General features: G+C 67.6%; 18 protein-coding genes. 12 read left to right on the top strand and 6 right to left on the bottom strand.

The features are described from left to right. Positions 1-12: 12 nt before the first annotated feature. Genes cysD through ACFWO8_RS19470 form a run of 3 tightly spaced genes read right to left on the bottom strand, consistent with a single transcriptional unit; the run spans position 13 to position 3,493 of the window. Positions 13-990, bottom strand: a complete 978-nt coding sequence (cysD, locus tag ACFWO8_RS19480) for a sulfate adenylyltransferase subunit CysD (RefSeq protein ID WP_228537684.1) — start codon at positions 988-990, stop codon at positions 13-15. After that, positions 969-1,688: a phosphoadenylyl-sulfate reductase gene (locus tag ACFWO8_RS19475; protein ID WP_378952782.1), complete on the bottom strand. Its 720-nt coding sequence runs from the start codon at positions 1,686-1,688 to the stop codon at positions 969-971. The genes cysD and ACFWO8_RS19475 overlap by 22 nt, the downstream gene beginning before the upstream one ends. 20 nt (positions 1,689-1,708) lie before the next feature. After that, on the bottom strand, positions 1,709-3,493 hold the full coding sequence (locus tag ACFWO8_RS19470; protein WP_378952780.1) for a nitrite/sulfite reductase: 1,785 nt from the start codon (positions 3,491-3,493) through the stop codon (positions 1,709-1,711). Positions 3,494-3,928: 435 nt separating this feature from the next. Here ACFWO8_RS19470 and ACFWO8_RS19465 point away from each other — a divergent pair, with 435 nt between their 5' ends. The 3 genes from ACFWO8_RS19465 to ACFWO8_RS19455 all read left to right on the top strand — a co-directional run bounded on the left by ACFWO8_RS19465 (position 3,929) and on the right by ACFWO8_RS19455 (position 6,248). Continuing rightward, positions 3,929-4,357 (top strand): SgcJ/EcaC family oxidoreductase, encoded by a 429-nt coding sequence (locus ACFWO8_RS19465; RefSeq protein WP_378952776.1) that lies wholly within the window; start codon positions 3,929-3,931, stop codon positions 4,355-4,357. 105 nt (positions 4,358-4,462) lie between these two features. Next, on the top strand, positions 4,463-5,683 hold the full coding sequence (gene hemW, locus ACFWO8_RS19460) for a radical SAM family heme chaperone HemW (RefSeq protein ID WP_378952773.1): 1,221 nt from the start codon (positions 4,463-4,465) through the stop codon (positions 5,681-5,683). A gap of 322 nt (positions 5,684-6,005) precedes the next feature. Continuing rightward, the gene (locus ACFWO8_RS19455; protein WP_378918832.1) at positions 6,006-6,248 is read left to right on the top strand and encodes a hypothetical protein; all 243 of its coding nucleotides are present in this window, start codon (positions 6,006-6,008) and stop codon (positions 6,246-6,248) included. A gap of 66 nt (positions 6,249-6,314) precedes the next feature. Here ACFWO8_RS19455 and ACFWO8_RS19450 read toward each other — a convergent pair whose 3' ends face one another. Then, entirely contained in the window at positions 6,315-7,814 is a 1,500-nt protein-coding gene (locus tag ACFWO8_RS19450) for a hypothetical protein (RefSeq protein ID WP_378952770.1), read from the bottom strand. Beyond that, positions 7,811-8,224, bottom strand: a complete 414-nt coding sequence (locus ACFWO8_RS19445) for a hypothetical protein (protein WP_378952767.1) — start codon at positions 8,222-8,224, stop codon at positions 7,811-7,813. Before ACFWO8_RS19445 ends, ACFWO8_RS19450 begins: the two co-directional genes overlap by 4 nt. Positions 8,225-8,576: 352 nt before the next feature. Between ACFWO8_RS19445 and hrcA the strand changes: the two genes are divergently transcribed. From hrcA to ACFWO8_RS19400, 9 genes are all read left to right on the top strand, one after another. Continuing rightward, positions 8,577-9,611 carry a heat-inducible transcriptional repressor HrcA gene (hrcA, locus tag ACFWO8_RS19440; protein WP_378952764.1) on the top strand — a complete coding sequence of 345 codons (1,035 nt, stop codon included), beginning with the start codon at positions 8,577-8,579 and terminating at the stop codon, positions 9,609-9,611. Between the two features lie 130 nt (positions 9,612-9,741). Next, positions 9,742-10,896, top strand: coding sequence for a molecular chaperone DnaJ (dnaJ, locus tag ACFWO8_RS19435; protein ID WP_378952761.1), 1,155 nt, complete (start codon positions 9,742-9,744; stop codon positions 10,894-10,896). 4 nt (positions 10,897-10,900) lie between these two features. After that, a complete protein-coding gene (locus ACFWO8_RS19430) occupies positions 10,901-11,641 on the top strand; it encodes a 16S rRNA (uracil(1498)-N(3))-methyltransferase (protein WP_378952758.1) in 741 nt (246 codons plus the stop codon). Positions 11,642-11,841: 200 nt separating this feature from the next. Beyond that, entirely contained in the window at positions 11,842-12,906 is a 1,065-nt protein-coding gene (locus tag ACFWO8_RS19425; RefSeq protein ID WP_378952967.1) for a PhoH family protein, read from the top strand. 63 nt (positions 12,907-12,969) lie between these two features. After that, entirely contained in the window at positions 12,970-13,518 is a 549-nt protein-coding gene (ybeY, locus tag ACFWO8_RS19420) for an rRNA maturation RNase YbeY (protein ID WP_378952755.1), read from the top strand. Beyond that, positions 13,515-14,873, top strand: a complete 1,359-nt coding sequence (locus ACFWO8_RS19415; RefSeq protein ID WP_378952752.1) for a hemolysin family protein — start codon at positions 13,515-13,517, stop codon at positions 14,871-14,873. Before ybeY ends, ACFWO8_RS19415 begins: the two co-directional genes overlap by 4 nt. Beyond that, on the top strand, positions 14,866-15,201 hold the full coding sequence (locus ACFWO8_RS19410; protein ID WP_378952749.1) for a cytidine deaminase: 336 nt from the start codon (positions 14,866-14,868) through the stop codon (positions 15,199-15,201). Before ACFWO8_RS19415 ends, ACFWO8_RS19410 begins: the two co-directional genes overlap by 8 nt. Continuing rightward, positions 15,194-16,105 (top strand): GTPase Era, encoded by a 912-nt coding sequence (gene era, locus ACFWO8_RS19405; protein ID WP_378952746.1) that lies wholly within the window; start codon positions 15,194-15,196, stop codon positions 16,103-16,105. Before ACFWO8_RS19410 ends, era begins: the two co-directional genes overlap by 8 nt. Positions 16,106-16,189: 84 nt before the next feature. Then, a complete protein-coding gene (locus ACFWO8_RS19400; protein WP_378952743.1) occupies positions 16,190-19,036 on the top strand; it encodes a hypothetical protein in 2,847 nt (948 codons plus the stop codon). 12 nt (positions 19,037-19,048) lie between these two features. Here the strand turns inward: ACFWO8_RS19400 and ACFWO8_RS19395 are convergent, their stop codons facing one another. Continuing rightward, positions 19,049-20,476, bottom strand: a complete 1,428-nt coding sequence (locus tag ACFWO8_RS19395; RefSeq protein WP_378952740.1) for an amidase — start codon at positions 20,474-20,476, stop codon at positions 19,049-19,051. Positions 20,477-20,578: the final 102 nt, after the last annotated feature.

Below are 20,578 nucleotides of genomic sequence, written 5' to 3'. Positions count from 1 at the left end.
GCTCGGAACGCATCAGAAATAGCCTTCGCGCTTGCGGTCTTCCATGGCGGCTTCGGACACACGGTCGTCGCCGCGAGTGGCGCCACGCTCAGTCAGTCGTGACGCCGCGACCTCGGCCAGGATGGCCTGGTTGTCGGCGGCGTCGGAGATGATGGCGCCGGTGGTGGAACCGTCGCCGACGGTGCGGTAGCGCACCGAACGGGTTTCCAGGACCTCGTTCTCGTTCGGGCCGCCCCACACGCCGGGCGTCATCCACATGCCGTCGCGGGAGTACACCGGACGCTCGTGCGCGTAGTAGATCGACGCCAGGTCGATGTCCTCGCGGGCGATGTAGCGCCAGATATCGAGCTCGGTCCAGTTGCTCAGCGGGAACACACGCACGTGCTCACCCGCAGCGTGCTTGCCGTTGTAGAGGTTCCACAGCTCGGGACGCTGCCGCTTCGGATCCCACTGGCCGAAGGCGTTGCGCAGCGAGAAGATCCGCTCCTTGGCACGCGAGCGCTCCTCGTCACGACGGCCGCCACCGAAGACCGCGTCGAAGCGGTGCTCGGTGATGGCGTCGAGCAGCGGCACGGTCTGCAACGGGTTGCGGATGCCGTCGGGGCGCTCGGTCAGGCGACCGTCGGCCAGGTACTCCTCGACCGAGGCGACGTGCAGGCGAAGGCCGTAGCGCTCGACCACCTTGTCCCGGAACTCGAGTACCTCGTCGAGGTTGTGCCCGGTGTCCACGTGCAGCAGCGTGAACGGCAGCGGCGCGGGCCAGAAGGCCTTGAGCGCCAGGTGCAGCAGGACGGTGGAGTCCTTGCCGCCGGAGAACAGGATCACGGGGCGCTCGAATTCGCCCGCGACCTCACGGAAGATGTGGATCGCCTCGGATTCCAGCGCCGCGAGGGTGTCGAACTCGGTCAGGCCGAGTTCGCGTTCGGTGGTGTTGGTACTCACAGGCTCACTCCCAGTGGTGGTGATGGTCATGATTGGTGCAATCCGCATTCGGTCTTGGCGATACCGGCCCAGCGGCCGCTGCGCGGATCGGACCCCGGCTCGGGCTTGCGCGTGCACGGTGCGCAGCCGATGGACGGGTAACCCTCCTCCACCAGGGGATTGACGAGAATGCCGTTGGCCTCGATGTAGGCCTGCATCTCGTCGTCGGACCACGGTGCGATCGGGTTGATCTTCACCAGGCCGAAGGCTTCGTCGAACGAGATCAGCGGCGCGTTGGCGCGGGTGGGCGCCTCGACGCGGCGGATGCCGGTGATCCACGCGTTGTAGCCGCTCAGCGAGCGCTTCAGCGGGACGACCTTGCGCAGGCGGCAGCATTCGGCGGCGTCACGGGCGAACAGATCCTTGCCGAGCAGTGCGTCCTGCTCGGCGACACTGGCCTCGGGCCCCACGTTGATCACGTTCACGCCGTACACGGCCTCGACCGCGTCACGGGTGCCGATGGTCTCGGCGAAGTGGTAGCCGGTGTCGAGGAACAGCACGTCCACGCCGGGGCGGGTCTGCGCGGCCAGGTGGACCAGCACGCCGTCCTGCATGTTCGAGGCGACGATGTAGCCGTTCCCGAAATTGCGATCGGTCCAGGCGATCAGGTCGGCCGGTGAGGCATCGGGGCCGAGTTCGGCCGCGCCCTGCTCGGCGAGCGCGCGCAGTTCGTCTTCGGACAGCTTGGCCGCGAGATTCGTTGTCACAGTGGGGATCTCCTCATCGACTATCGGAGGTCGGCCTCGTCGGCGCGTACAGCCCACACCGCGAAGCGTTCACCGGATTCCCGGTTCTTGACGAAGTTGCGGACGACGCGATCGATGTAGTCACCGAGCTCGACGCTGGTCACCTTGTGCTGACGCAACTTCCGGCCGAACGCGCTGTCCAGGCCGAGGCTGCCACCGAGATGAACCTGGAAACCCTCCACCTGATTCCCGGTGCCGTCGTCGACGAGCTGGCCCTTGAAGCCGATATCGGCGATCTGGGACCGGCCGCACGAGTTCGGGCAGCCGTTGATGTTGATGGTGATCGGCACATCGAGTTCGGCATTGATGTCGGCGAGGCGCTGCTCGAGTTCCGGCGCGAGCACCTGTGAACGCTTGCGGGTCTCGACGAAGGAGAGCTTGCAGAACTCGATACCGCTGCACGCCAGCAGGTTTCGACGCCAGACCGACGGGCGGGCCTGTAGCCCGAGCGGTTCGAGTTCGTCGATCAGCGCGTCGACCTGGTCGTCGGCGATGTCGAGGACGATCAGCTTCTGGTACGGAGTGAAGCGGATGCGGTCGGAGCCGTACTTCTCGGCGGCATCGGCGACCTTGTTCAGGATGGTGCCCGAGACGCGCCCGGCGATGGGGGAGAAGCCGACGGAGTTCAGGCCGTTGCGCAGCTTCTGCACACCGACGTGGTCGATCGGCTTGGCGGGCTGCTCGGGGGCGGGGCCGTCGATGAGCTTGCGCTTCAAGTACTCGTCCTCGAGCACCTGACGGAACTTCTCGATGCCCCAGTCCTTGATCAGGAATTTCAGGCGAGCCTTGGTGCGCAGGCGGCGGTAGCCGTAGTCGCGGTAGAGCGAGACGACCGCTTCCCACACATCCGGCACCTCGTCGAGGGGCACGAAGGCACCGACGCGCTGAGCGAGCATCGGGTTGGTGGACAGACCGCCACCGACCCACAGATCGAGGCCGGGACCGTGCTCGGGGTGGTTCACGCCGACGAAGGCGATGTCGTTGATCTCGTGCACCACGTCCTGCTGGCCCGAGATCGCGGTCTTGAACTTGCGGGGAAGGTTGGAGTACTCCTTCTTCCCGATGTAGCGCTTGACGATCTCGTCGATCGCCCAGGTGGGATCGATGATCTCGTCGAGTGACTCACCCGCGAGTGGCGAACCGAGGACCACGCGCGGGCAGTCGCCGCACGCCTCGGTGGTGTGCAGACCGACCGACTCGAGCCTGCGCCAGATCTCCGGGACGTTCTCGACCTCGATCCAGTGGTACTGGACGTTCTCGCGGTCGGACAGGTCGGCGGTGTCGCGGCCGAACTCGGTGGAGATCTGCCCGACGGTGCGCAGCTGGGCGGCGCTGAGCGCGCCGCCATCGCAACGCACCCGCATCATGAAGTACTTGGCTTCGAGCAGGTCGATGTTGTCGTCGTCGGTAAAGGCGCCGTCGTAGCCCTCTTCGCGCTGGGTGTAGAGACCCCACCAGCGGAAACGGCCACGCAGGTCGGCCTTGTCGATCGAGTCGAAGCCGCCCTTGGCGTAGATGTTCTCGATCCGCGCGCGAACGTTGAGCGGGTTGTCGTCCTTCTTGGACTGTTCGTTCGGGTTCAGCGGCTCGCGGTAGCCGAGGGCCCACTGGCCTTCGGAGCGGCGGCGGACCGGCTTGCCGGTGCGGGCGCGCGGCGCGACCGGGGCATCGGTGCTCGGGCGGGCCGGGCGCTGGGCAGCTGAACGCTCAGTGCGGGCCTGCGCCGTCGACTGTTCGGTCGAACCGGCGTCGGTGCTCGACGTCATGGTGGGGTCGCTCCTGCGGGGTGGTTGGACATCCGTGCTGAAGGCGCGAGGGGCTGGCTCGCGTCAGGCAGTCAGCGGGCCGATGAAAGTCGAAGGCACCGGGGGATACCCGGGCATGGACGCCGCTGCGCTACCGGTGGAAACCGGGCCGACAGCAGGCGCTACAGACACGCTGGAAGTCGACGTGGCGACGGGCCACGAGTCGTACTCCAGTTGCGTGCATGTGCCTATTGTGCCACGTCAGCCGGGTCGTTCCGACAGCAAGGAGATATTTCCCGCACTTTTGGGGGAAATCCCCTGGACGGCCGTCCTGTTCTGTGACGGGGGTCATAGCTCGCCGCCCGGAACCGGCCTGTGATACGCCCGAGCCCCCGCGTGTGCGGTGCGGCACAGCGCGGTTGACCTGGAGTGCGCTCGAGGTTGCACAGTAGTGGCATGAGCAACGACGCCACCACCGCCGGTCAGACCCCCGCCGATCTCGACACCGAACTCGTGGCCATCCGCGCCGTCGTCGACGGTATCGCGCACGCCCAGGCCAACGAACTGGCCGAGGAGTTCGTCGCAGTCTTCCGCGAAGACGCGATCTGGACCACCGGCCACGGCAGGCGTCTGTTCGGCCGCCCGGCCATCGCCGAGTTCACTGCTCAGGTGCTGCCCGGCGCGACGACGCACGGCACCGCGACCTACGAGGTCGAGCACGTGCTGTTCCTTCGGCCCGATGTCGCCGCCGTCAAGATCCGCCAGAGTTACTTCACCCTCGACGGCGAGCTGTCCGGACAGGGCACGCCGATGTACGTGATGACCAAGGAAGGCGGCGCCTGGGTACTCACCGCCAACCAGAACACGCCCGTCGTGGTCGAGTGACGCGCCGGCCTGGGTGGATTCCGCCGAGGGCCGCCGCGGGGATCGCGCGCTGTTCCGGGTGAGGGGGTGTGCTCGGCGTTTTCCGGGGCCCGGCAGACTGGAGGGGTGACTACCAGCGCTGCTTCCGGGGCTCCCGGCGTGACACCGGCCGATGCCGAGCGCCCGGCGCTGCGCGATTTCGGGGACGGCGCGTTCGGGGTGTACGTGCACGTGCCGTTCTGTGCCACCCGCTGCGGGTACTGCGACTTCAACACCTATACGGCGGGGGAGCTGGGTACTTCGGCGTCGCCCCAGTCGTGGCTGGAGGCCTTGCGCGGCGAGCTCGCGACCGCCGCGGTCGAGTTCGGTGCCCTGCCGAGCGCGACGCCCGAAGTGTCGACGATCTTCGTCGGCGGCGGGACACCGTCGCTGCTCGGTGGTGACGGGCTGGCCTCGGTGCTGGATGCCGTGCGAGCGAACTTCACCCTGGCCGCCGATGCCGAGGTGACCACTGAATCCAACCCGGAATCCACCTCGCCCGAGTTCTTCGAGCGGCTTCGCGCGGCCGGCTACACCCGGATCTCGCTCGGCATGCAGTCCGCCGCACAGCACGTGCTGAAAGTGCTCGACCGTACGCACACCCCGGGTCGCGCGGTCGCCGCGGCGAAGGAAGCGCGCGCGGCCGGGTTCGATCATGTGAACCTCGATCTGATCTACGGCACCCCCGGCGAGACCGATGCCGATCTCGACCTGAGTCTGGACGCGGTGCTGGCCGCTGGTGTCGATCATGTTTCCGCCTACTCTCTGATCGTCGAGGACGGAACCGCGTTGGCACGCAAGGTCCGCCGTGGTGAACTGCCCGCACCCGACGACGATGTCCTCGCCGTCCGCTACGAACGCATCGATGCCCGCCTCGCCGCCGCCGGTCTGACGTGGTACGAGGTATCCAATTGGGCCGCAAGTGATTCCGCCCGCTGCCGGCACAACCTCGGCTATTGGGACGGTGGTGACTGGCTCGGCGCGGGCCCCGGCGCGCACAGCCACGTCGGCGGCGTTCGCTGGTGGAACGTCAAACATCCCGCCCGCTACGCCGACCGGGTCGCCCTCGGTGGACTCCCCGCCGCGGGCTGGGAAGCCCTCACCGCCGACGAGCGCTACACCGAGCACCTCATGCTCACGGTCCGCCTCCGCACCGGCCTGCCCCTCGCGGACCTGGCCCCGTCCGCCGCCCCCGCCCTCGACCGGATCATCGCCGACGGCCTCGCCCACATCACCGGCGACAACCTGGTCCTCACCGACCGAGGCCGTCTCCTCGCCGACGGCATCGTCCGAGACCTGCTCAGCTGACCGTCGAAGGCCGCGCTGGAGGTTTCTCGGCCGATCCGCGGTGGTCTTGTCCGACGGTTTGTCGACTCAGCGGTTGCCGGTCGACAGGCTGTTGAGCACGTCAGGGAATCGCGCGGGCGGTGATGTCATCGTGATCTGAATTTCGAGATTTTTGCGGTTTGTGATCGAACCCGAAGATTGCCCGGTCATCGTGGGGTATCAAGCCAATGCACACCTGGTGAGGGGCCCGGAACATTGGGGTGCTCTAAGGGTATGTTCGGTGGGTTCGGGGTGGAAGATAACGATTAGGGGCGTACGCTTCAACTCGATCCTAGGGAGTTATATGTCCACCGAACGGCACATCACCCTCGTCCACGAGCAGAGCGAATTCGCTGAAGCGCGCTCCGCTGAGAAGGCGGAGAACGCGCGTCAGTGCGCGGTCGCCGCGAGGACGGTAGCGTCGCACTCCAACGACGCCGACGACTGCGGCGCGTTGCTGGCGATGCTCGGCCTGGATGCCCTCGCGGGCAAAGAGGTCGGCGCTCCCGACTCGGCCGCTCGCTGCGGCGCAGCTGCGCGAGTCTGATTCGGCATCGGCCGCCCGCCTGGGCGGCCATTGCTGAAGAGTCCCGTCGACTCGCTGACATCGCCGTCAGCCCCGAGTCGCCGGTGAGCGCTGCTCACCGGGCACGAAGTCATCGCCACCCCCGATCACCCCACCTGCTACCGCCGGTCGTGGCTCACCGAGCAGCTCCGCGGTATTCGCCGACGTGATCAAGTACTCCGGCAGCCCGCGCACGGCATCCACGCCCGGTGCCTGCGGTGTCGGCGGTGCTCCGCCGCAATGGAAGAAACGATCGCCCGACCTGGCTGGGGTATGCCCCGATGGCGGGTTTGCACCGATGACCGGGCCTGTCGATCCTGGAATGCTGTGCCCGGTACCCGGCCTCGACACCTCACGCTGATCGGGTGGTCGGTACCGCGCAGCGCCATCCGACGTTCGGTCATGGGCCCCCGTCGTGGTGACGATCGGCCTCGCACGCCCGGCCATCGAGTCGACCGATGGACCGCGCCCTCTCGAAACGAGCGCGGGGTCGATGGTCGCCGCCGAAGTCCCCGTAGGTGCTGTGAGCAGCCCTGAGCCGCCCGGTGTCGTCAACGTCGCCGTAGCGCTGGGCGGCGTCGTAACGGTGGCCACCGTCGACGCCGTGGCCTCCCGCGTAGCGCTGCCCGAACGCGCCGCCTCGTCATCGGATTCCGGCGACCGGCCTTCGGCTACGTCCGGACCGTCGGTGCGAGCTCCCGTTCCGCGACCATCGCGTCCCACCGTTTCCGAATCCCCGGTCGCCCTGTCCGGGGCCGTGCTCTCCCCGGTCGAGGCGGCCCCGTCTCCGGCCGAAACCTCGACCGGCGACGGCGCGCGTCGCCCGCCCCGCGATTGCCCCGCGGTACCGATCAACAGCTGTCGATCGCCCGGCCCGCCGGAGTCGAATGACCGAAACGGCGTGGATAGCAATGGAATACGAGCGATCAACTGGGCGAACGGCAACACATACCGCTGCCGCATCGCGGCTCGGGCATTCTCCTCCGCGGCCGAAGCCGCACCGTGCGCTGATGCTGAGCCCGTGGTGTGGACCGCTCCACCCACCGACCACGCCGAGGCTCCGGTTCCCTCGACAACCGGCGACCCGACCGCGTACTTGGTTGCCACGATCGCCTCGGCAGCCGCCCGAACCACACCCGGCAACTCCTCCAGCGCGACTGTCAGTTCGTGCGCTTGTGCGACATAGCCTTCGACCGCGGAACCGGCCGCGTCGGCCCCCACGCCCGACCAAGCCAGCGCGAGCGATCCATCCACCGCGTGCCGGAAAGCGCGTAGACCGTCGTCCCACCACCGCGCTATCTGCTCGAACCTATCCGCTTGCGCCAACGCATCGGTGACCTCGAGCGCCTCGAATGCCGCGACGATCTCCCCGTGTCGCCAAGAATGTGTGTTCTCCCCACCACCGGGAACACCGACCTGTGTGTGACCGCTAGCGCTACCGGGATGCGTGCTCTGGCCGACGCCGGGAAAACCCGAATCCGGGGCGCCGCTGGAAATGCTCGGATTCGTATCGCCGCCGAGAATGCCGCTCCGCTCGCGGCGAGTCATCGTGACTCCACGGAAATATGTTGCCCCGCAGAGAGTTCCACCGACGTAAGTCGGTCAGCCCACTCTTCGTCGGCAACCATCATCAGATCGCGCACGTCCCGGAACGACTGGCGAATATCGCGCACGATCCGCGTATGTCCATCCAATGTGGCAGCGATGCTGTCCTCCTTCGCCGCGGCCACGCAACGCAATCGCGCCACCAACGTGGCAGCGGATACCAACCCCGCTTCCGCCTCACCCAATCCCCAATGCGCCTGATCGCCGACTTCCACGGCAAGTGCCCGAATCCGCGCGATCGCCCGCAGAAACTCTTCACACGCATCGTCGATCCGGGCGAACTCCGCCGGCCGCACCGCGACCGCGCTCGATCCGATATGCCACGCCTCGTCGACCCCACCCGGACGCACCACAGTTCCCTCCCCGCACACTGTCGATAGCTGAAAATTGCTGGTAGAACGCCTGATCCAGTCCCGAACCTACGCCCGCCCCCAGAGCCCGACAACCCCCGAAATCCCATCTGTGGATAACTCGGGCCTGTGGATAACTCGCAGCCGTGCTCGACCGAATCGGCAGGCCGAACACCGCCACCGAAGCCGAATATCCCCGGATGACAGTTCGATGCCGGACACCCGTGCGATCCGGCGATCGGGAACAGGACAATTAGACTGGACAACAAGACGCTGCGAGCGTCGGCGTGCGACCCTGTGCGAACGCAGCACGGTAGGCATGACGTACCAAGCACGAGCGAGGAAGGTGGGGTCGATGGCGTCGAGCACCGAAGATCGACGTTTCGAGGTCCTGCGAGCGATCGTCGCGGATTACGTCGCCACCAAGGAACCGATCGGCTCCAAGTCCCTCGTGGAACGGCACCACCTCGGCGTTTCCAGCGCCACCATCCGCAACGACATGGCGGTGCTCGAGGCCGAGGGCTACATCACCCAGCCGCACACGAGCTCGGGCCGCATCCCCACCGACAAGGGCTACCGCGAGTTCGTCGACCGGATCGCCGAGGTGAAACCGCTCTCGGGCGCCGAACGCCGGGCGATCATGGAATTCCTCGAATCCGGTGTCGATCTCGACGACGTGCTGCGCCGTGGCGTGCGCCTGCTGGCCCAGCTCACCCGCCAGGTCGCCGTCGTGCAGTACCCCACCGTCTCGGCCTCGATCGTGCGCCACATCGAGGTCGTCGCACTCAACCCGGCCCGCCTGCTGCTCGTCGTGATCACCGATACCGGTCGCGTCGACCAGCGCATCGTCGACCTGGGCGCGGTGATCTCCGATGAGGACCTCGCCGCCGTGCGTGGGCTGCTCGCCGGCGCGATGGACGGCAAACTGCTCTCGGTGGCCAGCGCGTCGGTAGCCGGTGTGCCGGAACGGGCGCCTGCCAAGATCCGCGACGTGCTCGTTCGCGTCTCCACGGTCCTGGTGGAGACGCTGGTCGAACATCCCGAAGAACGCCTGGTCCTCGGCGGCACCGCCAACCTCACCCGCAATGTCGCCGATTTCGGCTTCCCCGGTTCGATGCGCAACGTGCTGGAAGCACTGGAAGAACAGGTCATCGTGCTCAAACTGCTCGCCGCCGCGCAGCAGCCGGGCCAGGTGATGGTGCAGATCGGCGAGGAGACCCAGGTCGAGCAGATGCGCGGTACCTCGGTCGTCTCCACCGGCTACGGTGCGGCCGGTGCCGTACTGGGCGGAATGGGCGTGCTCGGCCCCACGCGCATGGACTACCCGGGCACCATGGCGTCGGTGGCGACCGTCGCCCGCTATATCGGCGAGGTGCTCGCCGAAAGGTGAAGCCAGCTCGGGAACGACAACTACCGGACTGTTAAGGTCGATACTTCGGCCGGTAAAGTTGAGTGGATTCGACTAAAGGATGCGCCCGGCGCTCGGCCGGCCCACACCGACCAAGGACTAGAGAACTCACGTGGCACGGGATTACTACGGACTGCTCGGCGTCGGCAAGAACGCCACCGACCAGGAGCTCAAGCGCGCTTACCGCAAACTGGCCCGCGAACTGCACCCCGATGTGAACCCGGACGAGGGCGCACAGGCCCGCTTCAAGGAAGTCTCCACCGCCTACGAGGTGCTGACCGACCCCGAGAAGCGCCGGATCGTCGACCTCGGTGGTGACCCGCTCGAAAACGGCGGCGGCGGAGCAGGATTCAACGGTGCGGGCTTCGGCGGTCTCGGCGACGTCTTCGAGGCCTTCTTCGGCGGGATGAGCGGCCAGGGCGGTGGCCAGCGCAAGCCGCGTGGCCGTGTGCAGCCCGGCGCCGACTCGCTGATCCGCACCCGGCTGAGTCTGGCCGAATGCGCGGTCGGTGTCACCAAGCATCTGACCGTCGACACCGCGATCCTGTGCGATGTCTGCGTGGGCTCGGGTACCAACGGCAATTCCAAGCCGGTCCGCTGCGAGACCTGCGACGGCGCGGGCGAGGTGCAGTCGGTGCAGCGCTCGTTCCTCGGCCAGGTGCTCACCTCGCGTCCCTGCCCCACCTGCCGTGGTGCGGGCGAGACCATCCCCGACCCCTGCAACAAGTGCGGTGGCGACGGCCGGGTCCGCGCTCGTCGCGAGATCGCCGCGCCCATCCCGGCCGGTGTCGCCAGCGGTATGCGGGTTCGCCTGGCCGCGCAGGGCGAGGTCGGCCCCGGTGGCGGCCACGCCGGTGACCTCTACGTCGAGGTCGTCGAGCAGCCCCACGACACCTTCGTTCGCGACGGCGACGACCTGCACTGCACCGTCCGGGTGCCGATGGTGGACGCGATCCTCGGCACCACCGTGGTCGTCGACACCATCCTCGACGGACCGACCGAGCTCTCCATCGCGGCGGGCACCCAGCCCGGCGAGGTCATCCAGCTGCGTGCGCACGGCATGCCGCGCCTGCGTTCGGGCGCGCGTGGCGACCTGCTCGCCCACCTCGACATCGTCGTGCCGAGCAAGCTCGACGGCAAGCAGACCGATCTGCTGCGCAAGTTCAAGGGCATGCGCGACAAGGATCGCGCCGAGGTGATGTCGACCCAGTCCGAGCACAACAGCGGCTTGTTCGCCCGGCTGCGCGCGTCGTTCAGCGGGCGCTGAGTCCGTGGCCGCGACGGTCTTCTATCTCGATGAGGTGCCCGAGCCGGGCACCGTCGCGGTGCTGGACGGTCCGGAGGGTCGTCATGCCGCGACCGTGCGCCGGATCAAGGTCGGCGAGCCGATCACCCTGTCCGATGGGCACGGGGTACTGGCCGACTCGGAAGTCGTTGCGGCCCAGAAGGATCGGCTCGAACTGGCGGTCCGCGACCGTCGTGTCGCCGCGCCGCCCACCCCGGCGGTGACCGTGGTGCAGGCGCTGCCCAAGTCGGACCGCTCCGAGCTGGCCGTGGAGTTGATGACCGAGGCGGGCGCGGACCTGATCGTGCCGTGGCAGGCCGCGCGCTGCGTCGCGAACTGGGAAGCCAAGGCCGCCAAGGGGATCGAGAAGTGGCGTGCCGCGGCCAAGTCCGCAGCGCGCCAATCCCGTCGGGCCTACATCCCCGAGATCGCCGGACTGCACCGCACCCGCGACCTGGTGGAGCTGGTGCGAAAAGCCAAGGCGGACGGTGCGATCGTCGCGGCCCTGCACGAATCCGGCGCGGGCAAATTCACCGAACTGCCGCTGGACGAGGCGAGCGAAGTGGTGCTGATCGTCGGCCCCGAGGGCGGCCTCGACGCCGCCGAGCTGGCCGCATTGGCAGAGGCCGGAGCCGATATCGTGCTCCTCGGCCCGACCGTCTTGCGCACCTCCACCGCGGCCGCGGTCGCGCTCGGTGCGCTGGGGGCGTTGACCTCACGCTGGTGAGCAGGAGTGAACCGCCAGGGATCGGGTATTCCGATGGGGTCGAGATCGGCATACCACGGGCGCATTTTTAACCACTGTGCGGTGTCGGTGCTCGGCGGTAAACTGATCTCATCGAACACCAGGTCGAAACCGGAAGCAGGCTGTAGCCACTTTTGAAGAACTCAGGCGAGATCGGCAACCCCACCAACCCCGTATCAGACATCGGCACAGGCGGAAACAATGCTGGTCCCGCGGCGCGAACCGTGCGTTCCAGCATCGAGCTCGCCCCGGAGTCGGTTTTCGGTTTCCTCGGCTCGGCCGACCAGAACCTGCGACAGCTGGAGAAACTGCTCCCGGCCGACATCCATGTCCGCGGCAACACCGTCACCATCACCGGTAAAGCGGGCGATGTGGCGCTGGCCGAGCGGGTCATCGAGCAGCTCGTCGCGTTGACCGGCCGTAACCGGGTGATCACCCCCGAAGCGGTTCGCCACACCATCTCGATGCTCACCGACGAGGGCGTGCACGAATCGCCCGCCGAGGTGCTGAGCCTGGACATCCTGTCGCGGCGCGGCAAGATCATCCGCCCCAAGACGCTGAACCAGAAGCGCTATGTCGACGCGATCGACGACAACACCATCGTGTTCGGCATCGGTCCCGCCGGCACCGGCAAGACCTACCTGGCCATGGCCAAGGCGGTGCAGGCCCTGCAGTCCAAGCAGGTCACCCGCATCATCCTGACCAGGCCCGCGGTCGAGGCGGGCGAGCGGCTCGGCTTCCTGCCCGGCACCCTCAACGACAAGATCGACCCGTACCTGCGTCCGCTCTACGACGCCCTGCACGACATGATGGACCCCGAAGCCATTCCCAAGCTGATGGCGTCCGGTGTCATCGAGGTCGCGCCGCTGGCATACATGCGTGGTCGCAGCCTCAACGATTCGTTCATCATCCTCGACGAGGCGCAGAACACCACGGCCGAGCAGATGAAGATGTTCCTCACCCGCCTCGGCTTCGGCTCGCGGATGGTGGTCACCGGTGACATCTCGCAGGTCGACCTGCCCAACGGGCAGCGCTCGGGTCTGCGGGCGGCCGCGGAGATCCTCATCGATATCGACGACATCCACTTCTCGGAGCTCACCAGCGCCGACGTGGTCCGGCACCGGCTGGTCTCCGACATCGTCGACGCCTACGACCGCTTCGAATCCGACACCCGCGCCGTGCCGGGACCGCACTACCCGGGCAATCGCGCCCAGCGCAGAGCAGCCGGTCGCACCGACCGCCGCTAACCGGCGCCACGCTGGCCCGATGCCGCTCCCGGCGGCGTCGGGCCAGCACCGTACCCTGAACAGGTGAGCATCGAGATCGCCAACGAATCGGGCATGGACGTTCCCGAAGAAGACCTGGTCAGCGTCGCACGTTTCGTGATCGCCCGGATGGACGTACATCCGGCCGCCGAACTGTCGATGGTGCTCGTCGATCTCGACACCATGGCCGACCTGCACGTGCGCTGGATGGACCTGCCCGGCCCCACCGACGTGATGTCGTTCCCGATGGACGAGCTGGAGCCCGGCGGTCGCCCCGACAGCCCGGAGCCCGGCCCGTCGATGCTCGGTGACATCGTGCTGTGCCCGGAGTTCGCCATGGGTCAGGCGCAGAAGGCCGACCATTCGCTCGACCACGAGCTGGCCCTGCTCACCGTGCACGGCGTGCTCCACCTGCTCGGCTACGACCATGCCGAGCCGGACGAGGAGAAGGAGATGTTCGCGCTGCAGGCCCAGCTGCTCGAGGAGTGGTACGTGAGCCTGCGTGAGGAACAGCGCCGCGCCGAGCTGGCCGAGCGTGACGACCGACTACTCGGCAAGGCAGGTTTCACCGCACCCGGTGAAGGCCCCGCGTGACAGCACTGACCCTGATCCCGCTGGCGATCGGATTGATCGGAATCGGCGGGGTGTTCGCGGGCGTCGACTCGGCACTGAACACGGTGTCACGGGCCAGGCTCGACGACATGGTCCGCGAGGAGCGCTCCGGCGCCGTGCGACTGCGCAAGATCGTCGACGACCGCCCGCGGTATGTGAATCTCGCTGTCCTGCTGCGTATTCTGTGCGAGATCACCGCCACCGTACTGCTGGCCGCGGCGACCTTGGACCTGTGGAACGAGAGCACGGCGCTGCTGGTCACCGCGATGCTGATGGTCGTTGTCTCCTACGTCGTGATCGGCGTCGGCCCGCGTACCCTCGGCCGTCAGCACGCCTACTCGATCGCGCTGGCCGCCGCCGTGCCGCTGCAGATCATCGGCGCGGTACTCAGCCCGGTGAGCCGGTTGCTGATTCTGCTCGGCAACGCGATCACTCCCGGTAAGGGATTTCGCAACGGCCCCTTCGCTTCCGAGATCGAGCTGCGCGAGGTGGTCGACATGGCCCGCGAGCGCGGCGTGGTGGCCGACGACGAACGCCGGATGATCCAGTCGGTCTTCGAACTCGGCGACACTGCGGCCCGCGCGGTGATGGTGCCGCGCACCGAGATGGTGTGGATCGAGGACGACAAGACCGCCGCCCAGGCGATGTCATTGGCCGTGCGCTCCGGCCATTCCCGGATCCCGGTGATCGGCGAGAACGTCGACGACGTACGCGGCGTGGTCTACCTGAAAGACCTTGTGCCCTATGCCGATCGCGCCCGCAAGGTGTCGGTGCGCGAGATGATGCGGCCCGCGATCTTCGTGCCCGATTCCAAGCCGCTCGATGAACTGCTCGACGAGATGCAGCGCCGCCGCAATCACATGGCACTGCTGGTCGACGAGTACGGCGGTATCGCGGGACTGGTGACCATCGAGGACGTGCTCGAGGAGATCGTCGGTGAGATCGCCGACGAATACGACACCGACGAAACTCCGCCCGTGGAAGACCTCGGCGACGGCCGCTACCGCGTCTCGTCGCGGCTTTCGGTGGAAGACCTGGGGGAGCTGTACGGCCTCGACATCGAGGACGACGACGTCGACACGGTGGGCGGGCTGCTCGCCCACGAGCTGGGCCGCGTCCCGTTGCCCGGCTCCAAGGTGACCGTCTACGGGCTGGTGCTGCGCGGCGAGGGCGGCGCCGACGCGCGCGGGCGCATGCGGGTCAACACCGTGCTGGTGCGCCGGGCCGCCGATAAAGAGAAGAAGACCGACAAGCCCCGCAAGGGCATGACCGACGAGGCAACCGCCGACACCGACCAGGTGCGCGTGCCCGACGACAACGGAGAAAACCATGAGTGAACTGGACGCCGAGGACAACAAGCTGCTGGTGCTGGCGCGTGGCGCGCTGGGCCGCACCGGCGGCGCGAGTGGTGCCGCGGTGCGCGACACCGACGGCCGCACCTACGCCGCCGGCGAGGTAGTGCTGACCGCATTGCGCCTGACCGCATTGCAGGCCGCCGTGGCCGCCGCGATCTCGAGCGGCGCGGAGGGTTTCGAGGCGGCGGTCGTCGTCGGCGGTGACGCCGACGACGCGGGCATCGGCGCGGTGCGCGAAGTCTCCCCGTCGGCCTCGGTCGTCCGCACCGACCGCACCGGCGCCGTGCTGAGCGAGGTGCACGGTGGCTGATTCCGGCAAGGAATTCCATTCCGGCTTCGTCTGTTTCGTCGGTCGGCCGAACACCGGTAAGTCGACGCTGACCAACGCGCTGGTCGGCACCAAGATCGCGATCACCTCCTCGCGCCCGCAGACCACTCGCCACACCATCCGCGGCATCGTGCACCGCGAGGACGCCCAGCTGATCCTGGTCGACACCCCCGGCCTGCACCGCCCGCGCACCCTGCTCGGCCAGCGTCTCAATGACCTGGTCCGCGACACCTATTCCGAGGTCGACCTGATCGCGCTGTGCATCCCGGCCGACGAGAAGATCGGTCCCGGCGACCGCTGGATCGTCGAGCAGATCAAGATGATGGCGCCCAAGACCAAGATCCTCGGCGTGGTCACCAAGATCGACAAGGTGGGCCGCGACGAGATCGCGCATCAGCTGATGGCGCTGGTGAAGCTGCTCGGTCCTGAGTCCGAGGTCGTCCCGGTATCTGCCGTGAAGGGCGAACAGGTCGAGGTGCTCGTCGACGTGATCGCCTCGCAGATGCCCGAGGGCCCGGCGTTCTACCCCGACGGTGAGATCACCGACGAGCCGGAGGAAACCCTCATGGCCGAGCTGATCCGCGAGGCCGCGCTCGAGGGCGTGCGCGATGAACTGCCGCACTCGCTGGCCGTGGTCATCGAGGACATCGAGCCCTATGAGGCGAACGAGGACATGCTCGAAGTGCATGCCCTGCTCTACGTCGAGCGGCCCAGCCAGAAGGCGATCATCATCGGCAAGAACGGCGCCCGCCTCAAAGAGGTCGGCACCAATGCCCGCAAACAGATCGAGCACATTCTCGGCACCCGCATCTACCTGAACCTGCACGTGAAGGTAGCCAAGGATTGGCAGCGCGACCCGAAACAGCTGGGGAAGCTGGGCTTTTGACCGTTTGAGTGTCGGCGGTTCGGGGTATCGTTCGGCGAACACGCCGGTTCGTTCGGCGTGGTCGCTGATCGTCCGGGGGAGGCCGTGGAAGTGCCCGATGCCAATGATGTCGGCAAGCTGCTGGAGCTGCTGCGGGCGCTTGAGATTCCCGACGCCCGCCCGCGCGTGCTGCGCACACTGGTACACCGGCGGCGCGCCCTGCCACGCCCGATCGTCGAAGTGGTCGGCGTCGCCGGGCATACGGCACTGGTCGCCGAAATCTACAGCTGGCTCAGTGAATCCGGTGGCAGGCGGGCGACGCCGCGCGTCAAGATCGACCTGCACGCGCCCGACCTGCCGCGCACCCTGCTCACCCCCGACCTCAACGCGATCGACGCGGGCCCGCACGCGGGAGACCAGGAGATCCCCGGCCACTGCCTACCGATCGTCGGGCAATTGGTGGCCGGTTTCGCCGCCGACGACACCGCGATGGGCGCGATCAAGTTCCCGCGCTACCGCACCGCCGACTGGCTGACCCGTCAGCGGGTGACCTCCGACGAATCCGAGGCGCCCGACGAACTGCGCCGCAGGCTGCCCAAACTGCTGCGCAGCGGCTCGCCGACCAGTCGTTCCGATACCGCCGAAGGCGTTGCGGGCGACACGATTTCGCGCGTGGTCTTCGGTGTGCTCGCGCTGTGGCCGGTGCTGCGGTTGTGGCTGTGGGTGTCCGGGCGCATTCCCGGTATGTCCAAGGTGACGCGGTGGTTCCTGCGCCAGCGCTATCTTGCGCCCGAATTGTCGGGCAGTTTCCTGGGTTTCGCGTCCAGGCTCACGGCGTCACACCGGGTGGACGAGAACGAGGAGCAGGTTGCCAAGCTTCTCGTGCACGCGTTTCTCGAGGACCTGCGCGATGCCTACAAGCGACGGATCTGGCGCCCGTCGAGCTGGCGGCGTACCGCGTATCCGGTGGCGTTGCTCGGTGGTCTGGCCGAGAGCAGCGACGGTGCGCGCATCCTCACCTGGATCAACGAAATCCGTAACGAGACCGGACTTTTCGATCCGCTGGTGGTCGTGGCGCTGCGTGACGAAGGGCCGAGCCGCGAGGTCGGCGAGCTCTCGCACATCAGCGATCTGCGCCCGCTGCGCACCCTGGAAAGTCTCGCCGACGCTCCGACCCCGCAGCCGCTCGATCCGCTGCAGGAGTGGTTGCGCGAGATCGACAACCGGCGCACTCATCGCCAGGCCGACGCCTGGTTCCTGCCGTTACGCGCGATCCTGCCGCCCGACACCACCCCGCGCGTCAGCGATGCCCGATTCCGTGGTCTCGCACTGCCGCCCGCACCGCCACTCGCCGCGCGCAGCTGGTTCGTCGGTCTGTGCGTGCTGATCCCGATCGTGCTCGCCGTGGGCGCGACGCTGGTCTACTTCCCGCCGCTGCGTGGTGTCGAGTGTTCGCATTGGCCGTGGACCGGCGGTGTCTCGGTGAGTCTGCGTGACGGTGAATGTGTCGGCCGCAGCGACAACCCCCGGCAGACCTTCGCCGACGACCCAGAGTTGTCGGCGATGCAGCGAGAAGTGTTCCGGCTCAACGTCGCCGCAGCGAACGCGCGCAAAAACAATCCGAACCGGCCGTTGGTGTCGCTGGTGTATTTCGCCGGCCTGAGCTATGTCGACGCCAATGTGCGCTACCCGCATGCTCAGGTCGAGGAACTGGCCGGTCTGGCCGTGCAGCAGCGTCGCGCGTTGCTGGCCTCCGATGAATCGGAACCGTTGCTGCGCATCATCATCGCAAATGGTGGCTCCGATATGCGCCACGCCGGTTGGGTGGTCGACAACGTGCTGCGCAAGCTCGTGGCCGAAGACCCCAGCGTGCTCGGTGTCGTCGGGGTCGATCGCAGCAACGACGAAACCCGCAGGGCCATCAACCGTCTCGGCGAACTCGGCGTTCCCGCAGTCGCGACGACCCTATCGGCCGATGGTCTCGAACAGGCGTCTCCGCTGTACTTCCAAGCGGCACCGAGCAATAGGGTGCAGGCCCGCCTTGTCGCCGACTACGTGCAAGGTGCCCGTGATCGTAACGGTGCTCCCCGCTACGACAAGGTGGCGATCTATCACCCCGAGGTCGTCGGTGACCTGTACGTGAACACCTTGGTCGAGGATGTACGAGCAGAGCTCACCGAACGTGGGGTGGCGCACGAGAGTATGAGCTGGCGCGAACAACAGCAGCTCTATCGGTTCCCCGCACCGTGCGAGACCGCCGGATTCGACCGCCACACCCTGCTGTTCTTCGCGGGCCGCAACGACGACTTCCCGACCTTCGCCAAGTCGGTGAGTCGCGGCTGCATCAGCGGCGAGGGCCCGGCGATCCTCGGCAACGACGCGGTGACCAGGGTGATCACCGATCCGAAAGCCACCGCCGCACTCCCTGCCAACCTCACCGTGCGCTACGTGGCCAAGGCATCGCCGGTCATGCTCGGTGGCGCCGATTGTGTGCGTGGCATCGGCAAACTCGGCGATCAGCCGGTGCCGTTCGAGCATGAGCGGCTGTGCAGTGAACTGGCGGGCTTGATCGAGGACCTGCGTGGTTACCCCGGCCTCGCCGACTACCAGCCCACCTGGGCGGGTGATCGCACCGGTCTGGCCTTCGATGTGAGCGGGCTGTTCCTGCAAGCTGTGCGCAGCAGCCGTGGCGTCCTGGCGGACAACCCGCCGAACCGCACCGCCATCGCGGTCCAGTTGCGTGAGTCCGACTATCGCGGCGTCACCGGCACGCTCGGCTTCTCGACCAGTCGCGTCGCCGACGGCTCATCGATCGCGGTGCTTGTCACCACCGCGGTCGGCGGCACGGGCCCGCAGCGCTGCCTGATGATGTTTCCTCGGCAGACCGGTCAGAACGGCTGTCCGTCGGGCACGAAGAGCGATCTCGAAGGGTGGGTCGAGCCGACCAGGTAGGCACCCGGTGAATCACCACCACCGTTCGGGGCGGTGACGGTCCCAGTGCAGTTCCGATTCCAGCTGGGCCGCAACGGAAATCAGCAGTGGTTCACTGTCGGCGGTGCCCATCAGTTGCGCGCCGATCGGCAGCCCGGATTCGGTGAAACCGGCCGGCACGTTCACGCTCGGCCAGCCGAGCACGTTCCACGGCCACGTGTACGGGCACGCTGCGGTGATCAGATTGTTGGTCGCGCCGATGCCGATGCCGTCGATCTCTTCCACCTGCGGGGGAGGGGTCGCGGTGGTCGGCGCCAGTACGAGGTCGTAGTCGTCGAAGAAGGAACCGATGCGCTTGTGCAGCAAGGGTTCCGCGAGCCGCGCCGCCGTGAGTGCGGGCCCGCCGAGTACTCGGCCGATGCGTGAGTTGGCAGTGGTCCGCGGGTCGACAACGGCCCCTGGCATATCCCGGTGCACCCGGCTGATCCCCGCCAGCGAGCGCGGCAGGAAGGACGCGCCGATCATCAGCCCGTAGTGCAGGTTCGTCACGGTGACGGTGTGGCCGAGTGCGCGCAGCGTGCCGGCGAGCGCGTGCACCGCCGCCGCGATCTGCGGATCGAGCGCGGTCTTGGTCGCGGTGTACGGAATATTCAGGGAGACAGCGATTCTGAGCGTGCCGGGATCGCGACCGACCGCCGCGCTCGCATCGATCGGGGCGGGCTTGTGCCGGTCACCGTCGTCCGGTCCGGCGGCGATGTCGAGCAGTAGTGCCGCGTCACGCACGGTGCGCGCGAGCGGGCCGTTGACGGTGAGTCCGTTGAACGCCTCCGCCAGCGGCCAGGTGGAGATGCGCCCACGCTGCGGCTTGATCCCGATCAGGTTCGTCCACGAGGCCGGGATGCGCACCGACCCCGCACCATCGGAACCCAGTGCGGCAGGGACCAATCCGGCCGCGACCGCCGCCGCCGACCCACCCGATGACCCGCCCGGCGTGCGTGTGCGGTCCCACGGATTGCGGGTGTGCCCGAACGCGTCACCGCTGGTGAACGGCAACTGCCCCAGCTCGCACGTATTGGCCTTGCCGACGATCACCGCGCCCGCCGCGCGCAACCGGCGCACCGATTCCGCGTCCGCGGTCTTCGGCGCGAACTCCCCACCGCACCCGAACGCGGTGACCTCACCGCTGATATCGGTGTCGTCCTTGACCGCGATCGGCACGCCGAGCAGCGGCAGCCGCACCCCTGCGGCCCACCGCGCATCCGCCTCGGCGGCCTCCCGCAGCGCGGCCTCGCGACGCACGACCCGGAACGCGTTGAGCGTCGGCTGTGACGCCTCGATCCGGTCGAGCGCGTCGGCGACGGCGGCAACCGAGGAGATGCTGCCGTCGGCAATGGCCGCGGACAGGTCGGTGAGGCCGAGATCGGCCGAGGGGTTCGGCGCGATGTGGTCGGGCGCGGACATGTGAGCTCCGTCTCTGCAGGTAGTTGGCTCGACGGTAACGCGAAGCTGGTCACCCGTCCACATCCCCTAGGGTGGGTATAGACATACATACGGGATGTATGT

This window comes from Nocardia sp. NPDC058480, from assembly GCF_042720495.1.
Lineage (GTDB): Bacteria > Actinomycetota > Actinomycetes > Mycobacteriales > Mycobacteriaceae > Nocardia.
Note: the sequence above shows the minus strand (reverse complement) of the source record. Positions and strands in the feature narration are given on the sequence as shown.